The 19,175-nt window shown below is 46.2% G+C and carries 22 protein-coding genes and 13 tRNA genes; 5 read left to right on the top strand and 30 right to left on the bottom strand.

Annotated elements, in window-relative coordinates; genetic code table 11:
- Nucleotides 1-6: 6 nt before the first annotated feature.
- The 11 genes from EDM57_RS12105 to EDM57_RS23320 all read right to left on the bottom strand — a co-directional run bounded on the left by EDM57_RS12105 (nucleotide 7) and on the right by EDM57_RS23320 (nucleotide 9,987).
- On the bottom strand, nucleotides 7-1,875 hold the full coding sequence (locus EDM57_RS12105; RefSeq protein WP_122905009.1) for a VirB4 family type IV secretion system protein: 1,869 nt from the start codon (nucleotides 1,873-1,875) through the stop codon (nucleotides 7-9).
- The gene (locus tag EDM57_RS12100; protein WP_122905008.1) at nucleotides 1,868-2,506 is read right to left on the bottom strand and encodes a hypothetical protein; all 639 of its coding nucleotides are present in this window, start codon (nucleotides 2,504-2,506) and stop codon (nucleotides 1,868-1,870) included. The genes EDM57_RS12105 and EDM57_RS12100 overlap by 8 nt, the downstream gene beginning before the upstream one ends.
- 288 nt (nucleotides 2,507-2,794) lie before the next feature.
- Nucleotides 2,795-3,181 (bottom strand): hypothetical protein, encoded by a 387-nt coding sequence (locus EDM57_RS12090; protein ID WP_122905006.1) that lies wholly within the window; start codon nucleotides 3,179-3,181, stop codon nucleotides 2,795-2,797.
- A gap of 152 nt (nucleotides 3,182-3,333) precedes the next feature.
- Nucleotides 3,334-3,921 carry a metal-dependent hydrolase gene (locus EDM57_RS12085; RefSeq protein WP_122905005.1) on the bottom strand — a complete coding sequence of 196 codons (588 nt, stop codon included), beginning with the start codon at nucleotides 3,919-3,921 and terminating at the stop codon, nucleotides 3,334-3,336.
- Nucleotides 3,922-4,146: 225 nt separating this feature from the next.
- On the bottom strand, nucleotides 4,147-4,407 hold the full coding sequence (locus EDM57_RS12080) for a hypothetical protein (protein WP_122905004.1): 261 nt from the start codon (nucleotides 4,405-4,407) through the stop codon (nucleotides 4,147-4,149).
- 161 nt (nucleotides 4,408-4,568) lie between these two features.
- Complete coding sequence (locus tag EDM57_RS12075; RefSeq protein ID WP_122905003.1) at nucleotides 4,569-5,003, bottom strand: reverse transcriptase-like protein; 435 nt, start codon at nucleotides 5,001-5,003, stop codon at nucleotides 4,569-4,571.
- A gap of 21 nt (nucleotides 5,004-5,024) precedes the next feature.
- On the bottom strand, nucleotides 5,025-7,136 hold the full coding sequence (locus EDM57_RS12070) for a DUF5348 domain-containing protein (RefSeq protein WP_122905002.1): 2,112 nt from the start codon (nucleotides 7,134-7,136) through the stop codon (nucleotides 5,025-5,027).
- Nucleotides 7,137-7,216: 80 nt separating this feature from the next.
- Nucleotides 7,217-7,402 carry a hypothetical protein gene (locus EDM57_RS12065; RefSeq protein WP_122905001.1) on the bottom strand — a complete coding sequence of 62 codons (186 nt, stop codon included), beginning with the start codon at nucleotides 7,400-7,402 and terminating at the stop codon, nucleotides 7,217-7,219.
- Nucleotides 7,403-7,658: 256 nt separating this feature from the next.
- Nucleotides 7,659-8,333, bottom strand: a complete 675-nt coding sequence (locus EDM57_RS12060; protein WP_342771482.1) for an ATP-dependent DNA ligase — start codon at nucleotides 8,331-8,333, stop codon at nucleotides 7,659-7,661.
- Nucleotides 8,334-8,417: 84 nt separating this feature from the next.
- Nucleotides 8,418-8,705, bottom strand: coding sequence for a YjcQ family protein (locus EDM57_RS12055; protein ID WP_122905000.1), 288 nt, complete (start codon nucleotides 8,703-8,705; stop codon nucleotides 8,418-8,420).
- Nucleotides 8,706-9,834: 1,129 nt separating this feature from the next.
- Nucleotides 9,835-9,987, bottom strand: a complete 153-nt coding sequence (locus EDM57_RS23320) for an XtrA/YqaO family protein (RefSeq protein ID WP_246005798.1) — start codon at nucleotides 9,985-9,987, stop codon at nucleotides 9,835-9,837.
- A gap of 143 nt (nucleotides 9,988-10,130) precedes the next feature.
- Between EDM57_RS23320 and EDM57_RS12040 the strand changes: the two genes are divergently transcribed.
- A complete protein-coding gene (locus tag EDM57_RS12040; RefSeq protein ID WP_122904997.1) occupies nucleotides 10,131-10,346 on the top strand; it encodes a hypothetical protein in 216 nt (71 codons plus the stop codon).
- Between the two features lie 42 nt (nucleotides 10,347-10,388).
- Here EDM57_RS12040 and recD2 read toward each other — a convergent pair whose 3' ends face one another.
- The 6 genes from recD2 to EDM57_RS12020 all read right to left on the bottom strand — a co-directional run bounded on the left by recD2 (nucleotide 10,389) and on the right by EDM57_RS12020 (nucleotide 14,822).
- The gene (recD2, locus tag EDM57_RS12035; protein WP_170163432.1) at nucleotides 10,389-12,647 is read right to left on the bottom strand and encodes an SF1B family DNA helicase RecD2; all 2,259 of its coding nucleotides are present in this window, start codon (nucleotides 12,645-12,647) and stop codon (nucleotides 10,389-10,391) included.
- A gap of 292 nt (nucleotides 12,648-12,939) precedes the next feature.
- A complete protein-coding gene (locus EDM57_RS24050; protein WP_425455801.1) occupies nucleotides 12,940-13,113 on the bottom strand; it encodes a DUF6906 family protein in 174 nt (57 codons plus the stop codon).
- Between the two features lie 33 nt (nucleotides 13,114-13,146).
- Nucleotides 13,147-13,893 carry a hypothetical protein gene (locus tag EDM57_RS12030; RefSeq protein WP_122904995.1) on the bottom strand — a complete coding sequence of 249 codons (747 nt, stop codon included), beginning with the start codon at nucleotides 13,891-13,893 and terminating at the stop codon, nucleotides 13,147-13,149.
- A 138-nt stretch (nucleotides 13,894-14,031) separates the two neighbouring features.
- Nucleotides 14,032-14,178: a hypothetical protein gene (locus EDM57_RS23315; RefSeq protein WP_170163431.1), complete on the bottom strand. Its 147-nt coding sequence runs from the start codon at nucleotides 14,176-14,178 to the stop codon at nucleotides 14,032-14,034.
- A 183-nt stretch (nucleotides 14,179-14,361) separates the two neighbouring features.
- The gene (locus EDM57_RS12025) at nucleotides 14,362-14,553 is read right to left on the bottom strand and encodes a helix-turn-helix domain-containing protein (protein ID WP_024983297.1); all 192 of its coding nucleotides are present in this window, start codon (nucleotides 14,551-14,553) and stop codon (nucleotides 14,362-14,364) included.
- Between the two features lie 29 nt (nucleotides 14,554-14,582).
- Nucleotides 14,583-14,822 (bottom strand): helix-turn-helix transcriptional regulator, encoded by a 240-nt coding sequence (locus tag EDM57_RS12020; RefSeq protein WP_024983298.1) that lies wholly within the window; start codon nucleotides 14,820-14,822, stop codon nucleotides 14,583-14,585.
- Between the two features lie 142 nt (nucleotides 14,823-14,964).
- Here EDM57_RS12020 and EDM57_RS12015 point away from each other — a divergent pair, with 142 nt between their 5' ends.
- The 4 genes from EDM57_RS12015 to EDM57_RS12000 all read left to right on the top strand — a co-directional run bounded on the left by EDM57_RS12015 (nucleotide 14,965) and on the right by EDM57_RS12000 (nucleotide 17,621).
- Nucleotides 14,965-15,345 carry a helix-turn-helix domain-containing protein gene (locus EDM57_RS12015; RefSeq protein WP_051567337.1) on the top strand — a complete coding sequence of 127 codons (381 nt, stop codon included), beginning with the start codon at nucleotides 14,965-14,967 and terminating at the stop codon, nucleotides 15,343-15,345.
- A gap of 89 nt (nucleotides 15,346-15,434) precedes the next feature.
- Nucleotides 15,435-16,067 (top strand): ImmA/IrrE family metallo-endopeptidase, encoded by a 633-nt coding sequence (locus tag EDM57_RS12010; protein ID WP_170163430.1) that lies wholly within the window; start codon nucleotides 15,435-15,437, stop codon nucleotides 16,065-16,067.
- Nucleotides 16,064-16,414 (top strand): hypothetical protein, encoded by a 351-nt coding sequence (locus EDM57_RS12005; protein ID WP_024983301.1) that lies wholly within the window; start codon nucleotides 16,064-16,066, stop codon nucleotides 16,412-16,414. The genes EDM57_RS12010 and EDM57_RS12005 overlap by 4 nt, the downstream gene beginning before the upstream one ends.
- Nucleotides 16,415-16,421: 7 nt before the next feature.
- Nucleotides 16,422-17,621 (top strand): tyrosine-type recombinase/integrase, encoded by a 1,200-nt coding sequence (locus tag EDM57_RS12000; RefSeq protein ID WP_122904993.1) that lies wholly within the window; start codon nucleotides 16,422-16,424, stop codon nucleotides 17,619-17,621.
- 109 nt (nucleotides 17,622-17,730) lie between these two features.
- Here the strand turns inward: EDM57_RS12000 and EDM57_RS11995 are convergent.
- The 13 genes from EDM57_RS11995 to EDM57_RS11935 all read right to left on the bottom strand — a co-directional run bounded on the left by EDM57_RS11995 (nucleotide 17,731) and on the right by EDM57_RS11935 (nucleotide 19,122).
- A tRNA-Leu gene (locus tag EDM57_RS11995) sits at nucleotides 17,731-17,812 on the bottom strand.
- 62 nt (nucleotides 17,813-17,874) lie between these two features.
- A tRNA-Lys gene (locus tag EDM57_RS11990) sits at nucleotides 17,875-17,950 on the bottom strand.
- Nucleotides 17,951-17,955: 5 nt separating this feature from the next.
- A tRNA-Gln gene (locus EDM57_RS11985) sits at nucleotides 17,956-18,030 on the bottom strand.
- Between the two features lie 4 nt (nucleotides 18,031-18,034).
- A tRNA-Thr gene (locus EDM57_RS11980) sits at nucleotides 18,035-18,110 on the bottom strand.
- 17 nt (nucleotides 18,111-18,127) lie between these two features.
- A tRNA-Phe gene (locus tag EDM57_RS11975) sits at nucleotides 18,128-18,203 on the bottom strand.
- A 35-nt stretch (nucleotides 18,204-18,238) separates the two neighbouring features.
- A tRNA-Asp gene (locus EDM57_RS11970) sits at nucleotides 18,239-18,315 on the bottom strand.
- Nucleotides 18,316-18,361: 46 nt separating this feature from the next.
- A tRNA-Met gene (locus tag EDM57_RS11965) sits at nucleotides 18,362-18,438 on the bottom strand.
- 69 nt (nucleotides 18,439-18,507) lie between these two features.
- A tRNA-Val gene (locus EDM57_RS11960) sits at nucleotides 18,508-18,583 on the bottom strand.
- Between the two features lie 81 nt (nucleotides 18,584-18,664).
- Nucleotides 18,665-18,738: transfer RNA gene (locus tag EDM57_RS11955), tRNA-Glu, on the bottom strand.
- A gap of 14 nt (nucleotides 18,739-18,752) precedes the next feature.
- Nucleotides 18,753-18,837 (bottom strand) — tRNA-Leu (locus EDM57_RS11950).
- Nucleotides 18,838-18,846: 9 nt separating this feature from the next.
- Nucleotides 18,847-18,923, bottom strand: a tRNA-Met gene (locus tag EDM57_RS11945).
- A gap of 25 nt (nucleotides 18,924-18,948) precedes the next feature.
- Nucleotides 18,949-19,039, bottom strand: a tRNA-Ser gene (locus tag EDM57_RS11940).
- Nucleotides 19,040-19,046: 7 nt separating this feature from the next.
- Nucleotides 19,047-19,122, bottom strand: a tRNA-Asn gene (locus EDM57_RS11935).
- Between the last annotated feature and the right edge of the window lie 53 nt (nucleotides 19,123-19,175).

The following is a 19,175-nucleotide window of genomic DNA, read 5'->3' as shown; positions in this document are numbered from 1 at the left end:
GTTTGCTCACCCCCCATGCTCTGGGAAGAAAATCTCCTGTTCCCAGGGAGAGAACTGCGTCACCACACGCACACTGTATTTTGGCTGCTTGATGATCGCGTGGTGAGCTAATCCCATTCCCAAAAATTCCAGTTCCCCTTCGGTTAGTTTGAACAGCTCGGCACATCTCTGCAGATCGCCTTCGTGTTGAGCAAAGATAATTTTCGTGTCGCTGTTCTGAATGACTGCCCTGCCGTGCTCATTCTCATAAAACTTTTGGAAGTTCTGCGTTGCCGCAATCGGCCCTCCCTTTCTCTTGCGGAACCGCCGGAAATAGGTTTCCAACGCCTTGGCCGAATACAGGTTTTTGAACAGTTCCTGGCACTCGTCCGCATCAACGCGGAACAACGAGCCATCATCCAAATCGCGTTTTTTCAAAAAGCGGTTCTCCAGATAAGAAAGAACCACAATGTTGGCAATCGGTAATAATTCCGAATTGTGAAGATCCCTCAAACCAAATCCTGCACAAGGTGCCTTTCCAAGTTCCACATTGGTTTGACAATCAAAAATCCCAAGGGTTCCCTTATCCGTGAATCGTTCAAGGGTTAATACGGTACCTTGCAACTCGCTGATCCCTTCCGCCAGCAAACAAAACTCATGATAAAAGTTCCCAAATTGCGGCGGTTTCTTTTTTTGCTTTGTGACGAATTGGTTATTCTGAGGATCAAAATATGCGTCATGATACAAACTGCGTGGATCTTCCGTAATCCCACACTTTTCATAAGCCCTGCGCCACGCCCGATCCATATATGCTGCGATCACTTTATGATCGGCACTCTCTGTCAGACCCGCCATTGCAGCTGACAGGTTGACCATATCTTCGACCTTCCCCTGCAGGTCTACAATGAAGCCGCGTTCCTTGTGGTGTTCTACTTCGATGTCTGCTGGGTTGAACCGTAAATCGGAGTAACGGCTGATCGGCAGATAGATACCTCCCAAGGTTTCAATGGTTCTTTTCAGGTCTCCTTCCTGATCGATCACCGCATGGTAAACGCCGAAAGGAACCTCTCCTGTAATGATCTTTTGAAGCATAGCGGTTTTACCGGTACCCGAAACACCAATAAGGGAGATACCAAAATTGTTGACGTGCTGTTTATTGAAACCATCGAAAAGGACCGGAGAACCAACGTCGTAGTTTAATCCCAATATCGGGCCATCCTCATGCGGCCAATCCGATACGGTAAAGGGATACAGGTTGGTTCCCGCAGCCAAATTCATCTCCTTCCACGCTTCTTTTCGCTTGATGGCCAGAGGACTGACCGCTTTGAACATCAGGTCATGCTCATGGTCTGCTGGCTTCAGGCAGTCCTTGGTCCCGCCGAACTTTGACATGAGGCGGTCTGCCTTTTTTTCTAGCTCTTCCTGGCTTGTGGCAGCCAGAATGATAAAGTTATCGAAGTAGATTATGCGATCTCGATTGTTATCAATATCAGAACGTAATTGCTGAAGCATGGCCAGTTCCTCTTGTTTGGACAGCACACCACGGCTGGACGCTTGTTTGGCACGATCAATAAGTTTGGATTCGATTCCCTCAATACGGGTCGTTAGCCAGGACAAAATCCTGTCTTTGTCAACAGGGGCGATATATTGGATGAAATCAATATCCCCAGGGAAACTCACAAGTGGGTGCAGATATCCAAAGTCAATTTCAGACGGCCACCCGTCTACAAAAAACGATTGGATGTACCTCTCTCCTACCTGGATGTACGTAGCAGGTGAGAGATCAGCAAAGTTTGGAGCCAACACTTCAATAAAATCGTGGATCGGACGATATTCATCATCCTTCTCCTTCTTGGCCGACCAAGTGAACTTGACTTTTGTTTTCAGGTTAAGCAAACGCGGGCACCCCTCTCACAAACAAGCTGTCAAACCCCTTTTCATAGAGATCAACACCCGAGATGTACTTGGACTGTTTTTTATTGCACCAAGCATGCAGAATGTCGTAAACTTCCGGTGTCTCCAGACGTTTGTATCGCCGTACAAACCGTTGGATACGCCCCAAAGACTCCTCGATACGATCACTGAGAAAGTCATTGGCTTTTTCCGGAGAGCGGGTTGGGTCATCTAAAGGAAACACAAGAAAGTTTCGGCGAACCGGCAGGTTTCTCGATGCCAGCAACTCCCGATTGAAGTGTTCTTGCTCCATCAAAAACGCCTCCGTTGTTGAACCGGAAGCGTTATAGGTACGGATAAAGTTGAACCGATTTTCTTTTTGTCTTTTCATGACTTCTTCGAGATCGACCTGACGGCTTTGAATGTACAAAGCAATTTCAATCTCCAACGTCCGCAAAAAGTCCTGCCAGCCAAAGTACACATTCCGCATCTCTTTTTCCGAACAGTGGGTCAACGGAATGGGAAAAATCTCTAAATACTTCCGATAACGGCCGTTTGATAAGATTACAAGTCCATCCTGAATATCTTCCAGTTCCAGATACTCCGGCCAACTAATGCTCTTTCTGGAGTCCAATGTATCCTCTCCTTTCCCTTCGGGTCACTCTTTTCGGTCTCAACCGGAACAAAAACCGTCGCCACCACACGATCCATGGAGATTCCCCATTGATTTTTCGAAACATGAGATAGCCCCCCGCGATGGGAAACAAGGGGGCAATCTCGTAGAATCCAATGGAAACACTGGCAAGCAATCCGGTAAACGACACAATGCATATGATCCATTGTGTGTTGGACAGAACGAAAAGCGGGATGTCATTTTTTATCCCTTTCGGTACTCGGGCACGCATGACTCACACCATCCTTATTATGTCAAAAGCATGTTGTAGATCACCTTGGCTAACGTAACCAGGCTTGCAATCAACAGCAGTCCAATGATAATGCCAAACCCCCATGTTTTGGCCGTCTGTCTGGCGTTTTGCCCGAAGGCAATGAAATTTAGAAAAAACCCCAGCAATGCACCGGAAATGACGGATGCAGACAATGATATCCCAATCACCCAGTTGAAGATTTTGTTGATCAACTGGCTAAAATCATTTTCGGGATTTCCTTCGGCAAGTCCAAATGGGTCAAAATTTGGCTTGCTGTTTACATTTGCATACGCCACTTGAGACTGAGTAATCGGGACTAACAGTGACGAGAACAAAATGGCAACAAGCATCAGGATCTTGACTGATTTGACAGTCCAGCTCATGCTAATTCACCTTTCCTTTTTCAGCAATTGGGAAAATGTCGAGGCTAGCTGCTCAAAATTCCTCCCTCCCTTCAAGCATGTATTGCTAAGCCTCTCACTAATAGAAAAAGCCCGGTATCGTTTGGATACCAGGCATTCAAAATGTAGCGCTCCTAACCAGGGAGATATGACTGAATAATAATCCACGCTGTGTAGACAGTGGCCCCCCATTGGACAAGCAGCCGTTCAGCGGTTGAACCTGTTTGAAAAAGCGTTACACCGTAGCGTCTTGAGCTCAACGGCGAAAACAGCGCGATCTTCTCAGATATAAAATCCAAGGCAAGATGGGAACCGTACCCAATCAGGACCGGCATCCACAAGTTCGGTTGATACAACCATGCACATGCTACGACAACTCCGATCCCCACAAAGCCATGTGTAGGGCTTTCCCGGTTTTTTACAAGCACCAGCAAAAGCAGAACAACCCCAATAGCCATGAATAACGGTTCTCGATTCACCCATCCGTAATAGACCAGCATCCCTCCTAAAACCAATAACACAACAGGACGGAGCCAGGAAGGAATGAAGGGCATCAACATCCCACCCATTCGACTTCTTGGCTCCGTTATATCAGGTAGTAATGACGAAAAAATCGCTGTTCCCAGTCCCATAGCCCACAGCGGCAATTCATCCCATTGACGCGGTAGATTGTACGTACAGTACGCAGCAACCGCAACAGTCATATGTGTGCGTCCTAGCATTGAAGGCTCTCCTTCAGGTTGAGTAACTGTTTATTGATGTCATCTAACTTTTCTCGTAGAATTGCCACTCGTTCGGGCGGGCATGTACGCAATTCTCGTTTCAACTTGGCTCGCTCAGCAAGCAATCGTTGCACATGGTTGTTGATTTCAAACAGAACTCCCATCAATTTAATCCTCCTTTCACAAAACGTGCCCAAAACAAAAAGCCCTTTGCAACAGGGCCTCTTACTTCAAAGCTAGTAACCGACCAAATACGGTATCGAACATGTCAATTTTGGATTCTGCCGCTTTTCTTGCTTCCTCAAGTGATGTGAATTCCTTTCCGTCATCCAATGAACGATACTTTTTTGGAGATTCAATCTCAATAACGTAAGTTTGGGTATCACGGCGAAATGTAACCTTTCCTCGATACCCCTTTTTCTTGAACGTCCACTCCACCGGCTGTAGATACGGAAAGTCACGTAAGGTAACGGGTATTAATTTCAACCACAAAACCCCCAATCATCATACAAAAATGGATATTTTAAGCGACGAAAGGAATAAAAATATCGCTTTTCCAAGCGATTCCGAATGTGCGTATAATTCAAGCACTTTCATATTGTCAATACATAGCATAAATCATCATGGGAATGTTTTCAAGTACCAATTTACCAGAAACTCACCATGACAAATTGTTCCGCCTCATTTCCCCCTCCTACACGAGTAACAGAATCGAATAACATCCCCTGTTCCTCTTCCTGCTGCTCTCGATCCAACCGCTCAAACCGAAAATGTTGAAGATTTGCAAGTATGCTTCTTACCTTTACACAATAGTTGAACAGACGTGCTTTTTTGGCCTGCCATTGGCCACTTGCCTGTTTCATGACAAGGGAATTTGTACCGAGTAACTTTACCGCTGTAATGCCACGGGCGAGTATTTCTTCAAGCAACACCTGGAGCGCATGATAGTACGCCTCGTTCCGATCAAGCCCTTCAACACGCTCTTGAAATTGCCACACCCTTTCTCCTTCTGGAGAAATTAACCACGCAATAGCATACAAATTCTTCTTGTTTCGGGTAATGTCAAAGCAACCTGTATACATCTTGTCTGCACCATCCTTTTTTCATCCTTGCAGATATCGAACTCTCGCCATCGTACCTCGGAGTCTGATCTTTGGCCGATCTACCGCATAATAGTCTTCCCCATTATGTTCAATCCTGGTTCGTACCCAATATCCACCGTCCTCTTCTTCGTTCACCAATATTTCGATGGTCTCTCCGCAGGTGAAGTAATGATCCTCATTGATGGCATATCTGCCGCTGCTGTTTTTGTACAAACGTCCCTGAGCGGTAACCTTCTTGTTCAAATAGCTAAGATCATACAAAGCTGCTTCCAAGTGTTCTGTTACTCTGTTCAGCAGATGATATTCCAATCGCTCATCAGCAGATAAAACGCTCGGCTCTATATTTTCGAGGATTTGATTCACCTTCTGAACAGTTACCGATAATGGGAGTTTCCCCAGCAAATCTTTCATGGTATTGATTTTGCCCATTTTCCTCATCCTCTCTTGTTTTTCAGTTTGAAGTTGCTCGGCAATATCCTTAAAAACATTCTTCGGTCTCAACACCTCATAATCGAAACCCTTACTCTGTAACGTTTTTTTGGTCAGTTCAACCCCTTTTCCGCCCGCCTCGTCATTATCTCGGACAACGTAAATCTTCACATCTTTCCCAACAACCCGTTCTATCAGGCACGCTTGTTCGATTGATAGATGTGAAGCTTGCATGGCCGCAGCTGGTACCCGAAGCTCTTGGCGCATTAAGATTGCATCAAATCCCCCCTCTACCAAATAAAGTGTCTTGCTGCGTTTTGCCTCTTTTAGCACTTCATAAAGGCCAAACAAAACAGCCCCTTTTTGAAAGAGGCTGTCGTCAGGAGTATTGCGATATCGTTTTTTGGAAGTGGGTGCAATGGATCTGTACGTAAACCCAAGCACATCCCCTGTTACTGCGTCTCGGTTGGAGAATACGATACTGTTGGTCTTCTGATCCCATCCAATGCCATACGTTCGGATGGTATTAGCATCCAATCCCCTTTCTCTTAGATAGTTCTTGGCATCTTGGGAGAGACAAAGATCGGCAGCATACTTATGCGCCAGCTCCCATCGTTGCATTTTGAGAAGTTTATTTGAAACAGTAGTCGTCTTCTGCTTACGCGAAGATTGGTTGCGGGGTCTCTTGTATTTTCCCAAATCAATCCAAGCCCGATAAGCCTCCCCTGGTATTGCTAAAAGCACTCGGGTTTCGCCTTTGAACAATAGCTGTCTTACGTCCTTAAGCACCTTCCGTACCGCATCTCCAAAACGCATACCGTACATGTGTCGGACCATTTCCGCAGCATCGCCAGAAATGGAGCAGGCATGGCAGTACCAGATGCCTTTTTCGCTGTTGGCATACATACTTGGTTCGGTATCCCCATGTAGCGGGCACAAGCAAGGATGTTCACCCGACCGGTTTTCTCTTTGAACCGTAATCCCAAGATGACGGAAATATACCGGGAGGTCAATCCATTCTCGTATCCATGTTGCAGCAGCTCGAACTCGGTCCGTGGAAACTTTCGAGGGTAAAATCAATGCACTCGCGAGAGAGACCGCCGTGATTTCCCCCTTTTCACAATCAATTGGTTTTAGAGCCGTGGCCCCCGACTGCTGATTGACCAATGTTGCAGGATTCACACGCGCGCGCGTAACCAACTGGGGTACTATATGATTCTTTATATAACTTACATTAGCAGCAGCCGGTTCTTGGGATGCAACATTGCCTGCTTTGTCCACGCAATTGCAGCTGGGGACAAATGCAACATTGCTTTCCATTTCCATTGCAACATTAGGAACGACCTGTTCCGTTCTGGCGTTTCCTCTGCCCCCCACCTCCTGAATCCTAATCTTTTCTTTAAGGACAGTCTTGGATGCAACATTACTGTCCCGTGCTTTTCTTGGGACTACTTTAACCTGGGTAGCATCCTGCCGCCACTCACCCACCTTTTCGATTTTGACCCCTTCACATGTCCGTTGTGTCTGGATCAGATTGGCAATTTCAAGTTTCCGTATATTCCTCCAAACGGTAGCTCTGTGAACTGCAAAAACATCTGCAACATCACTGATACGAACAAAGGAATGGTTGACCAAATACACATAAAGTTGGTATAATTTGTTTGTGTTCATATCGAGATTCAAAAGGGACTAGCTGCATCTAGTCCCTTTTTCTTTCCTCCTTTCTTATGGTTCTTATTGTTTTATTCTCCATACCACCTTCATCAAAAAAACAGCTCGACGAGTGCCAGTTTTCTGAGCCGTCTCTTCGCCTTCTGGCTGGCTTTGATCTTCACAAATTTTGCGCTGCGACCGGCAGGCCTGAACACCTTGACGATCTCGTCAGGGCGACGCAGAATTTGTTCCTTGAAAAACACTTCCCCGGTATCCGGGTCTACAAATTGCCGCACTACACGTCACCCACCTCCCGAAACAAAAAAGCCACCCTATAAAACGGATGACTCATGATCAACCTGCTTTCTGTATTACGAAATCAACGAACACCGGCGACCGTAACAGTCCCGCCTTTGTCCAGTTCCGGAACTTCACCGTTGCCTGCAATCTTGGTTCCAAATAGACACACTCCTTGTCCTCACCAGTAACCAGTTGCTCACAGACGCCGTAAAACGCCTGCTTGTGTACTGGCGGCACTCCTAATTCAATCACTCAGACTGGTCTAAGTTTGCCGTCCATTTCCATGACTGACGCCAGCCAACCAAATTCTCCTTTCCGGTATCCGGTGAGATACACATCTGTGTACTGGTAGTTGCTCACCTTTATCCAGTCGGAAGATCGTTTGCCGATGTACAAGCTATCCTTACGCTTGGCGACTATCCCCTCCATGTCCAGCTTCTTAATCTCGTTGAACAGGGAGATTCCGTCTTTTTCGATGAACGGTATCTTGTGTATCTGCAACGTATCCGGCAGCACATTATGCAGTATTTTCTTCCGTTTCATCAGTGGTAGCCCGCGCAAGTCCTGTCCGTTGTAAAACAGGATATCGAAAACAACATAGGATACAGGCAGCTTCTTCATCGCTGTAGCTACCTTGGCCGGGTCTTTGATCTGAAATCTACTCATCACTAACTCAAAGTCGATTGCTCCGGTTTCGGGGTTTATACAGCAAACCTCACCATCGAGGACTACGTCTCCGTCAACCTCAATATGATGTAACTCAGGATATTGGCGCGTACAATCGTTATTATGTCGGGTAAACAAGGTTGTCTTCCCGTCGGTAAAGTTTAGTTGCAATCTGTGACCGTCAATCTTCGGCTCGTATATGAAATTAGGGTCGTTAAACGGTTTTTCTCGTTGTTCAAGCAGCATTACTTCTTGAAACATCCCCATCACCTATAAGCATTGTAGCAATCAACAAACGTGATAGAGATGGTAATGCATAGCAAAAGAAAAAGCACCGCGTGGGTGCTAAAATTTTATCCATTCTCTGATTTCTTTTAAGCCTTTATATGTTTTAGCTAATACACTATTTTCTTCAAGATATTTTTCGCCTTTTTCGGTTAGAACAAGACCTATTTTGGGTAAATGAGGTCTGTCATCTGCCCATATAATACCAGTTAAATATCCCTCTCTTGAAAGAAAGTTTACTGCTTCATCAAACTCTTCTCTACCCACACATAGATCGGCTTCGGTTAGTGTTGTGTTTCCGTTATAAATCTCTTTTAAAATAGCATATCTTAATTTCACTTTATTCATTAAACAAACCTCCCTCCATCAATTACACTTAAGGGCAAATGCTTGTCACTGATTGATGATCTTGCGCACTTAGTCGACAATGTTTTCCCGCAATCAAAACCCATTCTGTTTTTGCCGATAGAAAAAACAAAGGAGAGTGACAATATGCCAGAAATTCAACTATTTACTGACAAATTGGTTGGAGGCCTAATAACTTTTGCTCTTTGGACTCTTGTTCCTTTAATTGTGACCATGTTCGGCATCGTAATTCTTTTTCCACGAATCAACAAACAATTGGCGACATTAATTTCTTTTTCAGTAGCATTTCTGTTTTTCTTTATTAGATTCGGCAGCTAGTAGTTAAAAATCCGCCCGGGAAACCGGGCGGTTTGGAAGGGGTTCTCGCGAAAGAAAAAGCTCCCTTCACTTATAGGTGGCTTTCGTGTGACAAAAAAAGTCCGGTTCAGCTCAGCCAGATAGCAAACAGGTAGATTCCTCCCAACATGACGGCGGCGCTCAAAATCCCCCGCGTCCACCTTGGCGCCAGCGTGTTTACTAGCGCCAGGGCAACAGCAAGCCCTATCGCAAACACCCCAAACTTAACCGCCGCAGTCGTTATCCACGGCGCATTTGCACTTAAATCTAATGACATGAGATCACCTTCCACCCCTTATATCGACAAAAACAACTTATCCCATAAGGAATAAGCTGTTCATCAGTCGCTCGCATATTTTCGCTTGCACATTGTATGCGTTGCATCACTGCTTTTTGTGATCCCGAACATTTTTGCGATATCCTCGTAAGAAAATACTTTCTCCGTGCGCTAGCACATAGCATTCTCATCCCATTTCGCTCAATGCACACAGCGCGTATCCAATCTAAAAGAGGATGCCAGAACATACCCGCTGAGGTATGAATCTGACGCCCTCCCGTATCTCGGTATCAAGCTAATTCTTGTTTCGCAGTAATTGTCGGTATTTCAATACAAAGTAACTACTGTTACAGATGCCACCGATAAAAAGAACAATTGGTAAAAAGTAAGGAATTCCTATTGTTTGACCGCCGGATTCCAATGATAAGTAGAGACTAATGGCTCCAGCAAAAAACATCCATATGGAACAGAGTAAACCAAATATAATTCTTCCCTTACTCATAGTGAATCCTTTCTGTTAGAATAGCTCACTTTCCCGATAGTCCACCTTTGCAATCTTTCCCTGACTTGACTTGATTTTACCACGGTTTCGCCGTGTGGCACCAGTGGTACGATCTTGGCTTTCCCTTGTTTCGGATCCACCAGGACCATGGCGGGCTCTTTTCCCACTGGGACCGTGATCGTCATTGTCTGTAGTATAATTTTCTCGACAACACCATCTTTGGCTCCCTGCGCGGGGGCTTCTTTTTTGTCCCAACCCGGTATGCTACGCTCACCACAAGGAGCGTGATCGTATGGAAAAGTCGTTTTACTATCCGGTCCCTTGGTCTGAGGTCAGCTACCTTCGTGAGGCCCTGGCCGCTATGGACATCCCGTTTGTGATCGAGCAGGATGACCGGCTAGAGCTGAATCCCGGCGAAGTAGCCTTCGTTTTCCCGGACATGCAAGTTCGACTCTACCGGCACGTCTTTGAGTTGTTCGGCAATGCTGGCCGGCGGTATCCAAGTTAACCCACTTTCTCTTGTAATGAATGGCATCCCAAGCTTTATAAGCTAGGAAAAATCAACAGCCCTTCTCTCCTCCCAATTAGGAAGAGTCGGGGCTGCCTTGTTCAGTCCATATAACTGAATGTCCTCAACGATTCGTTTGGTTAGTCTCGTATTACGTGCCACAATCTTGTTGTTCTTAATCGCAATCTGCAAGGCTTTTTTGATTCCCACCAAGACTACTTTGGATTCGGCTCGGGTGATTCCCGTGTAAATGAGATTTCTCGCAAGCATGATGTAATGACTGGTCGATACCGGTATGATGACGATGGGAGCCTGCCCTCCCTGCGACTTGTGTATGGTGATACTATAGGCCAGTTGAAGCTCATGTAATTCTTCCTTTGTGTATGTCATCGCTTGGCCGTTGATCGTGCAATGCAGACCTTTCTCTTCCGTTACGTGCCCTTCTTTGTCCAGCAGGTAATCAATCCGATCTATTGTACCGATATCGCCGTTGAAAACCTCTTTTGTGTAGTTGTTCTTGGTCTGTATGATCTTGTCCCCGACTCGAAAGACTGTTTTCCCGACCACGATTTCTTCCTTATTGGGGGCAGAGGGATTGAGGGTTTCCTGGAGCACACGATTCAGCTCTTCTGTTCCGATCGGTCCCTTTTTCATGGGACTGAGGACAAGAATATCTGCAGCGGTGTATCCAAGCTGCGTAAACCTCACGACGCTGTTCCGAATCGTTGCAGCGATCTCTTCCGGCTTTTCCCGCTGGATGAAGTAAAAGTCTTGTTTCGCTGGATCAATGACAATTGACTCGCCTTTATTGATCCGGTGAGCATTGGTAACAATCTGGCTGTTTTGCGCCTGGCGAAAGACTTCTGTGAGCCGCACGTGCGGAACGCCAGCGTCCAACATATCTTTTAGTACATTTCCTGGGTTCACGGAAGGGAGCTGATCCTGATCCCCTACCAGTAGTACTTTCGTTTTGTTCGGGTTGATCGCTCTAAACAACAGATCGGCCAGCTGTATGTCCATCATGGATATTTCATCGACGATAAGTAAATCTGCTTCAAGCGGATTGCTTTCGTTGAATTCTGGCTCTTCGCCTGGTCGGAAGTTAATGAGTCTGTGAATGGTGGCCGCATCTAGTCCGGTTACCTCCGTCAGTTTGCGGCTGGCCCGTCCTGTCGGTGCAGCCAAAGCAATACTTGCCACTGGGTTAAGCCGTTGATACACATCAATGACGGCTTTTACGCTTGCGGTTTTCCCGCATCCTGGACCACCGGTTAAGATCAACAGGTTTTCCGTGAACAACTTCCGGATCGCCTCACGTTGTCCTTCTGCCAATACGATTTTGGAACGAACCTGGTAGTCTTTGATGGCAGTATCGATAGTAGCCATGTTTACGTTGTTACTGCCGCTGCGCATAAATTTGAGCAGGAGTTGGGCCAGTCTCTTTTCGGAGCGATACAAAAAAGGAGGATAGACTCCCTCTTCCTCAATGATGAGGCGACCGTTTTCCTCTAGTTGAAAGATCCCCTGTTCTACCTCGTCCCGCGTAATGTGAACGTCCGTGTTGTGGTTGAGAACCTTCAGAACCTCATCGATCAACTCTGCTTCTGGAATGAAGCAATGGCCAAAATCGAAGCACATCTTTTTCAGAACATAATCCACACAGGATTCAATCCGGAACATCGAATTGGGCATGATGCCTATTCTTTTTGCGATTTCGTCCGCCTTAAGAAAACCGATGAGATCCAGTTTGGTGAGCTGGTACGGATTCCGCTTGATAATGTCCAACGTGTTGGAGCCAAACTCTTTGTAGGCTTTCACGACAATACTTGTACTTATCCCGTACTGTGACAGCTCCATCATGATCTGTTGAACCTCAAACGATGCCCGGACACTGGAGACAATAGAAGATGCCTTTTGCTGACCAATTCCACGGATCGGCAGCAAGCAAGCTTCTCCTTCTTTCATGATAATATCTAATGCGTTCTCACCCAGGACATCAACAATCTGCTTGGCTCTTTTCTCCCCGCAGCCTTTCACCAAGGACGATGAAAGGAAAGCAATTACCTGTTCCTTGCTTTTCGGAATCGGACGTTCCCAACGCTCGACACGGTACTGATCGCCAAACTGGGGATGTTTGAACCAATCGCCGTATACTGTGATTTTCTCGTTTGGCTCAACCCCATAAATAGTCCCGATGATGGTAATTTCTTCGCCATCGTCTTGCTTAAGAATGGCAACAATGAAGTCGTTGTTCGGTTGCCGAAACTTATAACGGACTAATGTTCCGGTTTTCCCACTCAATGTTACACCTCCTCGTTGTGTCACTTTTTTGATATAGTAGTTTTAAGTTTGGTAACGAAATCAACTCGGGTTACAGGCTTACACTATGGATCAAACAACATGTCCTCATCTGTCTCCCCAATAAAACATAATGATCACAGTAACAAGCCAAAGGATGCTAACAATTATTTTCGCTGGTTTAAAGGAATCCATTGTTATTTCCCTCCACTGTTTTTACCTCGAAAAGCTGTACAGATTAAACAATGTCAGGAGAATATCCAACAAGCTGATGAAATGTTGTCTACAGGGGAATTTAACTCGCATCTGAACTACTATTGAGCGATAATGCTAATGTTTGTTTTGTCCGTCGATGAACGAGCAGCCACATATCGGGCAACTTTTTGCTTATTAGCCATTCCTTCGGATTTAGGTCGCGGCTAAGAAGTACGAGTTTTTGCGTTCGCGTCAGGTTTTTACCGTTTTTCACTGTCTCAACTCCTTCTTCTTCTCACTTCCGCCGTTAAGCCACTGAGCCTTGATGTTTCATCTCTTCTTCAATGAGTACCGGCAGCCACTTGATTAGCCATTCTGTCGGGATGAACACGTTGGGTTGGATCGCCTGGGGCAAGTGTCGCTTAATCAAATCAAGAACAAAGTCGTAAGAAAGAGAAAGAACCCGCTTGGATTTCCGACCGATCTCCCTTTCCTCTATCCTCTGCCCAATGGAACTCACTTTTTGTTTGAAGCGCTCCACCATCTCCTTGAAAGACACGCGCTTACGAACCACGTTTTCAGCCTTGGCTTCTTCAACTGCAGCCTGGATCTCAACCGCCTGAACAGTGTCAGTCTCTTTTTCAGGTAACACCAGGCGAATCTCCGGCTCCAATTCTGTCCCGAGGTTACGAGCCATACGTTCAATCTCTTCCTGAGAAGTAAACAGCCGTTGTTGAATCTGCTGCCACTTCCGAACCAACCCGATCACAAATGGGATGCCGCTTGTTAAAACGTAATACAACTTCTCCAGTTGATCGGTGGTCCAATTCATCAGATCGGCACCGATAAACAGGTAGCTTTTCACCCCCTTCTCATAGCTATATTTGACGCGGTGAGAAACCTGAGAGACCCCCTTCCGGAAGTGGCATACAACCACATCCTTCAGGAACGCGTATGAATCATCGGACTCAGCCAGCATTTCAATTTTCTTCTTGAGAAGATTCAAAACGTTGTGTTCCCGACCGCTCAAAACCATCAGCTCAACGTATTGCATAACGACCCCTCCTCACTTTTTTCCGAATCTGACCACTAACAAATGGACAAGCGCCTTTATGATCGTGTCCTTTTGTTACTACTCAGTTTCAACTTGTAAGAAAAACGATAGGGAAGACTAACTTCCCCTGAGTAACCACTACTTTTTGGTATCTGTGCATATGGATTCAGCTTTTTTTAATCCAGGTTCCGTAAGCAAAAAGGGTGACGAGAAACCTGTTTCCTTCAAATTGGACTGAGCATCTTGCAGCTCGATGAATGCCTCCTCTACCAGGGAACGTTCCATATGGATCTCCCTCCTCGGATTCCGTTGTTGGGTGACAGATCTGGATCAAATACCGGGCATCATACTTCTCCGTGCAGTATGACAATCGCGTAAAGTGGAGATAATGAAAACAGCGAGTAGGAAAAAGCAGGAATAGAACTAAGAAAGAGAAACAGCTAGAATATTCAAAAAGATGTTGAGTTACTAGGCCGAAGACTTGGTGTTTTTCTGTTCCTGTTCACGCATCCAGGCGTCGATGCTCTCAACTCGGAAGAAAATGCGGGAGCGAACCCGAAAATGCGGGATTTCCTTTTTGCGAACCATCGCGTAAATCGTGTCACGGTGGACGCCGATGTATTTCGCACATTCAGCGGGGGTCAGTATTCCTTGATTCATGAGTATCACCTACTTTATGGATTGACCTATCAGGCGGATTTATCTTCGCTCATTTTTTGAGCGTTATCTTCAAAAAAAAGATACTCAATTGAACGTTTCAAAACCTTTGCAATCCGATATGCAGTTGGCAATGACGGTAATGTATACCCTCGCTCGATATTTGAAAGCATTGCACGAGAAAGATTTGCCATGGCTGCCAGATCGTCTTGGGTCATCCCACAATCTTTACGTGACTTAATTAAATTCTGGCGAGGGGCGAGTTTTTTCATTTCCTTTCACCTCACTTTGTTAAGCTCATTTTTTGAACCTTGCAATTATAATATACGCTCGATAAATGAGCATGTCAATGGTTTTTGTTCAAATATTGAGCGTTTATTTTATGAACGTTATTTTGTAGAATGGAGGCAAGAAATGAGCGTGATAATAATGGGGTTTAAAGATAGACTTAAGGAACTTCGGTCAAAAAAAAGGTTAACACAAGAGGCCCTTGCAGCAGCCTTAGAAATTCCGGAATCGACGATCCGCCGTTATGAATCGTCTGATGATAACACTCCGAGGCGTGAGCGCTTAGAAAAGATTGCCGACTACTTCGGGGTTTCCGTCGATTATCTCCTCGGTCGTACTGACGATCCTGCCCCTTCCGACAAAAAGGACGATAAAAACGCACGCATGGGACTTGCCTTTATTACTGGCGGGGAAGATCTTACCGAAGAGGAAGCCGAGTATTTGAAAGAAAGCTTGGAACTGTTCCGTAGGATGAAAGAAAGACGAGCGAAGGAACGGGAAAAATAATCCTTTATTCTAGTTTAGCCTTCATAGCCCTTTGGGCTATTATTTTCACCCATAATTACGAACAAATGTTTGTTTATGGAGGGGTTTGTGTGGATTTGTCGCTCTACAAAATGACACCACTTGAGGAATGGATTGCTGAAAAATACCTCGCACATTCCATCTTCACGCCAGAAGACCTTGACATTCACCGGATTGCAAACATTTTTGGGGGTGAAATTTCCTATTTTCCGACAAGATCACATGCCCGTTGGATTGACGATGGCTCTAATGACTTTATGATCATTCTCGACTCTCGTTTGGACGAGCCTTCTTTGCGGAGTGAATTTTTTCATGAGTTATGCCATCCACTCCGTCACGTAGGTGATCAGAGGACTCTCCCCAAGACTTTCCGGGACCTACAGGAGATGCAAGCCTCCCTGTTCCAGCAGTATGCAGCAATTCCCTTCTTCATGGTCCAGGAACTTGTTTTGCCGGTCTACGAGAATGAAATTCCTTTGTATTTGGCTCATACGTTCAATGTTCCCGTTTCTCTGGCGACCCGTCGATTCAATCAGATAAGAGGCCGTATCAGCCAGGAAGAATACAGTCAGAGGATTGCTACCTATCTTCAGAGTCAGTACAGCAAAGCAGATCCCACAAACTGGTCAGACGAAACAAAAAGGCTCTTTCTGACTGCAATAAAAAGAAAATTTCAAAAAGGACAAGGAGTTGTAATACGATGAAAATTGCAGTTTTTTACGATTATTTCGAGGGGGAGCTGGCCCCGCTCTGGTACGTCATCAATTTTCGGAAGGGGGAACTTGATTGGAACAAAGATATAGCCTATATCCCCATAGCTGCTCCCTTCCAACGACAGGGAGCGGAAGATTTCTCGTCGGACAGCATGGGGATAACGGTGACGCTTGCAGATCTGACCGTGAGCGAAGATAAACCAGGGAAGTTCGGGATTCGGCTTGACCCTCTCCGTAGGCGTGCGACGGAAAACATGCTAGATTATTGGGATGCCGAATTTCTGATGTTGCAGGTGGCAGACCTCGAAGAAATCCTACAGATGAATCCATGGAGGTGAACCAAACATGGCAAGTATTGAAAAGCGCGGCGCTAATTCTTGGCGTTTAACCGTTGAATTGGGGTATGGACCTAATGGAGAACGGTTGCGTGAAAGAAAAGTCATTAAGGTTGAAGATCCAGCGTTATTGAAAACAAAAAAGAAACTTAGAGAGTATCTGGAAAGTGAGTGGCTTAAATTCAAGCTTGAGGTTGAGGCCGGTGAGTACATCACTCCTGAGAAGATGACCTTCGCCGCCTTTATTGAAGAGTGGAGAACCAAGTACGCTGAAAAGCAGCTTGCCCCAAAAACCTTAAAAGAGTACTTGGGTCATATTCGGAATCACATCCTGCCAGCACTCGGACACAAAAGACTTGATGAAATCAAACCGATGCACATCATCACCCTTTTGGATCGTCTCTCCAATCCTGGATCAAGGAAAGACGACCGCGGCCAAATGCTATCTGGACGTACCATTCAATACATCTACTCGGTCATGCGGAATATATTCGCCCAAGCGGAAAGTTGGAAACTCATTAAATCTAATCCGATAAAGGAAATTAAGAAACCAAAGGCAGAAAAGAAAAAAGCTCAATTCTACGAAGCTGATGAGGCACAAGAGGTGATCAAAGCGCTGAATGAAGAGCCATTGATGTGGCGACTACTCATCCTCGGGGCAATAATCGGTGGATTTAGACGCGGTGAATTGATTGCACTAGAGTGGCCGCAGGTACTTTTCGCTGAAAATGCGATCCATATCAAAAAGAGTATTCCACTTACAGCAGATGGTAAGGTATATGAAAAAGAGCCGAAAAACGGTGAAGATCGCATCGTACAGATGCCAGGTTGGTATATGGAGGAAATGCGCCGATACCATTTACAATGGCGAGAAGAAAAGATGAAAATCCGGGACAGATGGGAGGGGGGTGACCGTGAATATGTATTTCACGCCGGCTACGGAAAGCCGCTATACTTTACCTACCCTTCCGAGTGGTGGAGTAAATTCGTAAAGCGTCACGGGCTGCGATACATCAGGTTCCACGATCTACGACACAGCTCAGCTACATTGCTCATCCATCAGGGTGCATCTTTGAAAGCGATCCAGGAGCGTCTGGGGCATAAGCAACACCAAACGACGGCAGATATCTACGCACACGTTACCAAACAAGTGAGTCGGGACCTCGCGGACAAATTCGACCAGTTCGACCCCAAAAAACAGTCGATTTGAGGTGTTCGTCCCCATTTCGTCCCCAACGACACTTTCGGGGACTATTTTCTCCCACACCAACTTCTGGCGAAAATAAAAAAACCTTGATTTCTCAAGGGTTTGACGCCTATGGTGCGGGTGAAGGGACTTGAACCCCCACGGTTGCCCGCCAGAACCTAAATCTGGTGCGTCTGCCATTCCGCCACACCCGCATGTAAAACAGAAAAGGCCTCGATATTTCTATCGTGCTGTTTATTTCTTCAGTTGTAAAAACTGGTGAGCCATGAAGGACTCGAACCTTCGACCCTCTGATTAAAAGTCAGATGCTCTACCAACTGAGCTAATGGCTCGCAAGTGGCTGGGGTACTAGGATTCGAACCTAGGAATGACGGAGTCAAAGTCCGTTGCCTTACCGCTTGGCTATACCCCAATGGTGGTGCCGGCAATAGGACTTGAACCCACAACCCCCTGATTACAAGTCAGGTGCTCTACCAATTGAGCTATACCGGCAAGTTATCATCTGTAAATGGTGGCTCGGGACGGAATCGAACCGCCGACACGAGGATTTTCAGTCCTCTGCTCTACCGACTGAGCTACCGAGCCTTAAAATTTTCCCAGCCATTTCTCTATCTGAAAAATGGCGGAGCTGACGGGACTCGAACCCGCGACCTCCGGTGTGACAGACCGGCGTGAACTCCAACTTCACCACAGCTCCATATGTTCGCTTCTACTTCACTATGGAGCAGTGCGAGTAGAAAAATTGGTTGCGGGAGCAGGATTTGAACCTGCGACCTTCGGGTTATGAGCCCGACGAGCTACCGAGCTGCTCCATCCCGCGACGATTCGGACGATCAATGTCAGCACTCTCTTAAAAAGTAATGTTTTCGCTGACCATCCATATGATAAGTGGTGGAGGCTGACGGGATCGAACCGCCGACCCTCTGCTTGTAAGGCAGATGCTCTCCCAGCTGAGCTAAGCCTCCATAGTCCCCGCAAAGTGAAGTTGCGTTGTAGCAACACCGAATACTTTGCGGGTATCCCAACAACGAGTTGGGTGTTATAGGTGACCCGTAGGGGATTCGAACCCCTGTATGACAGCGTGAAAGGCTGCTGTGTTAAACCGCTTCACCAACGGGCCAAAGTATTAAGATATGGTGCGGTCGGCGAGACTCGAACTCGCACGGGTCGCCCCGCCACCCCCTCAAGATGGTGTGTCTGCCAATTCCACCACGACCGCAGTTTAGTATGGTAGCGGCGGAGGGAATCGAACCCCCGACCTTTCGGGTATGAACCGAACGCTCTAACCAGCTGAGCTACACCGCCATGAAACTATTTGTTTGAAAAGATATGGCGGAGAGTGAGGGATTCGAACCCTCGCTACGCTTGCGCATACTAACGGTTTAGCAAACCGTCCCCTTCGGCCTCTTGGGTAACTCTCCGCATATATGGCTCCTCGGGACGGACTCGAACCGCCGACCGATCGGTTAACAGCCGATTGCTCTACCAACTGAGCTACCGAGGAACGTTGAAGGATTTATTCCTTCAAAACTGGATCTGCATGTTTGCCAGGCATGT

Source organism: Brevibacillus gelatini, assembly GCF_003710935.1.
Classification (GTDB): domain Bacteria; phylum Bacillota; class Bacilli; order Brevibacillales; family Brevibacillaceae; genus Brevibacillus; species Brevibacillus gelatini.
The sequence above is the reverse complement of the archived record's forward strand: the minus strand, read 5'-3'. Positions and strand labels throughout refer to the sequence as shown.

What these genes read in the sequence shown, in the direction of transcription:
- EDM57_RS12085 (WP_122905005.1), bottom strand. Translation starts at nt 3,921, where the DNA reads ATGCTAGGACGCACACATATGACTGTTGCGGTTGCTGCGTACTGTACG.
- EDM57_RS12090 (WP_122905006.1), bottom strand. Translation starts at nt 3,181, where the DNA reads ATGAGCTGGACTGTCAAATCAGTCAAGATCCTGATGCTTGTTGCCATT.
- EDM57_RS12005 (WP_024983301.1), top strand. Translation starts at nt 16,064, where the DNA reads ATGAAAATTGCAGTTTTTTACGATTATTTCGAGGGGGAGCTGGCCCCG.
- EDM57_RS12040 (WP_122904997.1), top strand. Translation starts at nt 10,131, where the DNA reads ATGGAAAAGTCGTTTTACTATCCGGTCCCTTGGTCTGAGGTCAGCTAC.
- EDM57_RS12025 (WP_024983297.1), bottom strand. Translation starts at nt 14,553, where the DNA reads ATGAATCAAGGAATACTGACCCCCGCTGAATGTGCGAAATACATCGGC.
- EDM57_RS12055 (WP_122905000.1), bottom strand. Translation starts at nt 8,705, where the DNA reads ATGAATAAAGTGAAATTAAGATATGCTATTTTAAAAGAGATTTATAAC.
- EDM57_RS12030 (WP_122904995.1), bottom strand. Translation starts at nt 13,893, where the DNA reads ATGCAATACGTTGAGCTGATGGTTTTGAGCGGTCGGGAACACAACGTT.
- EDM57_RS12060 (WP_342771482.1), bottom strand. Translation starts at nt 8,333, where the DNA reads ATGTTTCAAGAAGTAATGCTGCTTGAACAACGAGAAAAACCGTTTAAC.
- EDM57_RS12000 (WP_122904993.1), top strand. Translation starts at nt 16,422, where the DNA reads ATGGCAAGTATTGAAAAGCGCGGCGCTAATTCTTGGCGTTTAACCGTT.
- EDM57_RS12020 (WP_024983298.1), bottom strand. Translation starts at nt 14,822, where the DNA reads ATGAAAAAACTCGCCCCTCGCCAGAATTTAATTAAGTCACGTAAAGAT.
- EDM57_RS23315 (WP_170163431.1), bottom strand. Translation starts at nt 14,178, where the DNA reads ATGGAACGTTCCCTGGTAGAGGAGGCATTCATCGAGCTGCAAGATGCT.
- EDM57_RS12015 (WP_051567337.1), top strand. Translation starts at nt 14,965, where the DNA reads ATGAGCGTGATAATAATGGGGTTTAAAGATAGACTTAAGGAACTTCGG.
- EDM57_RS12075 (WP_122905003.1), bottom strand. Translation starts at nt 5,003, where the DNA reads ATGTATACAGGTTGCTTTGACATTACCCGAAACAAGAAGAATTTGTAT.
- EDM57_RS23320 (WP_246005798.1), bottom strand. Translation starts at nt 9,987, where the DNA reads ATGGTCCTGGTGGATCCGAAACAAGGGAAAGCCAAGATCGTACCACTG.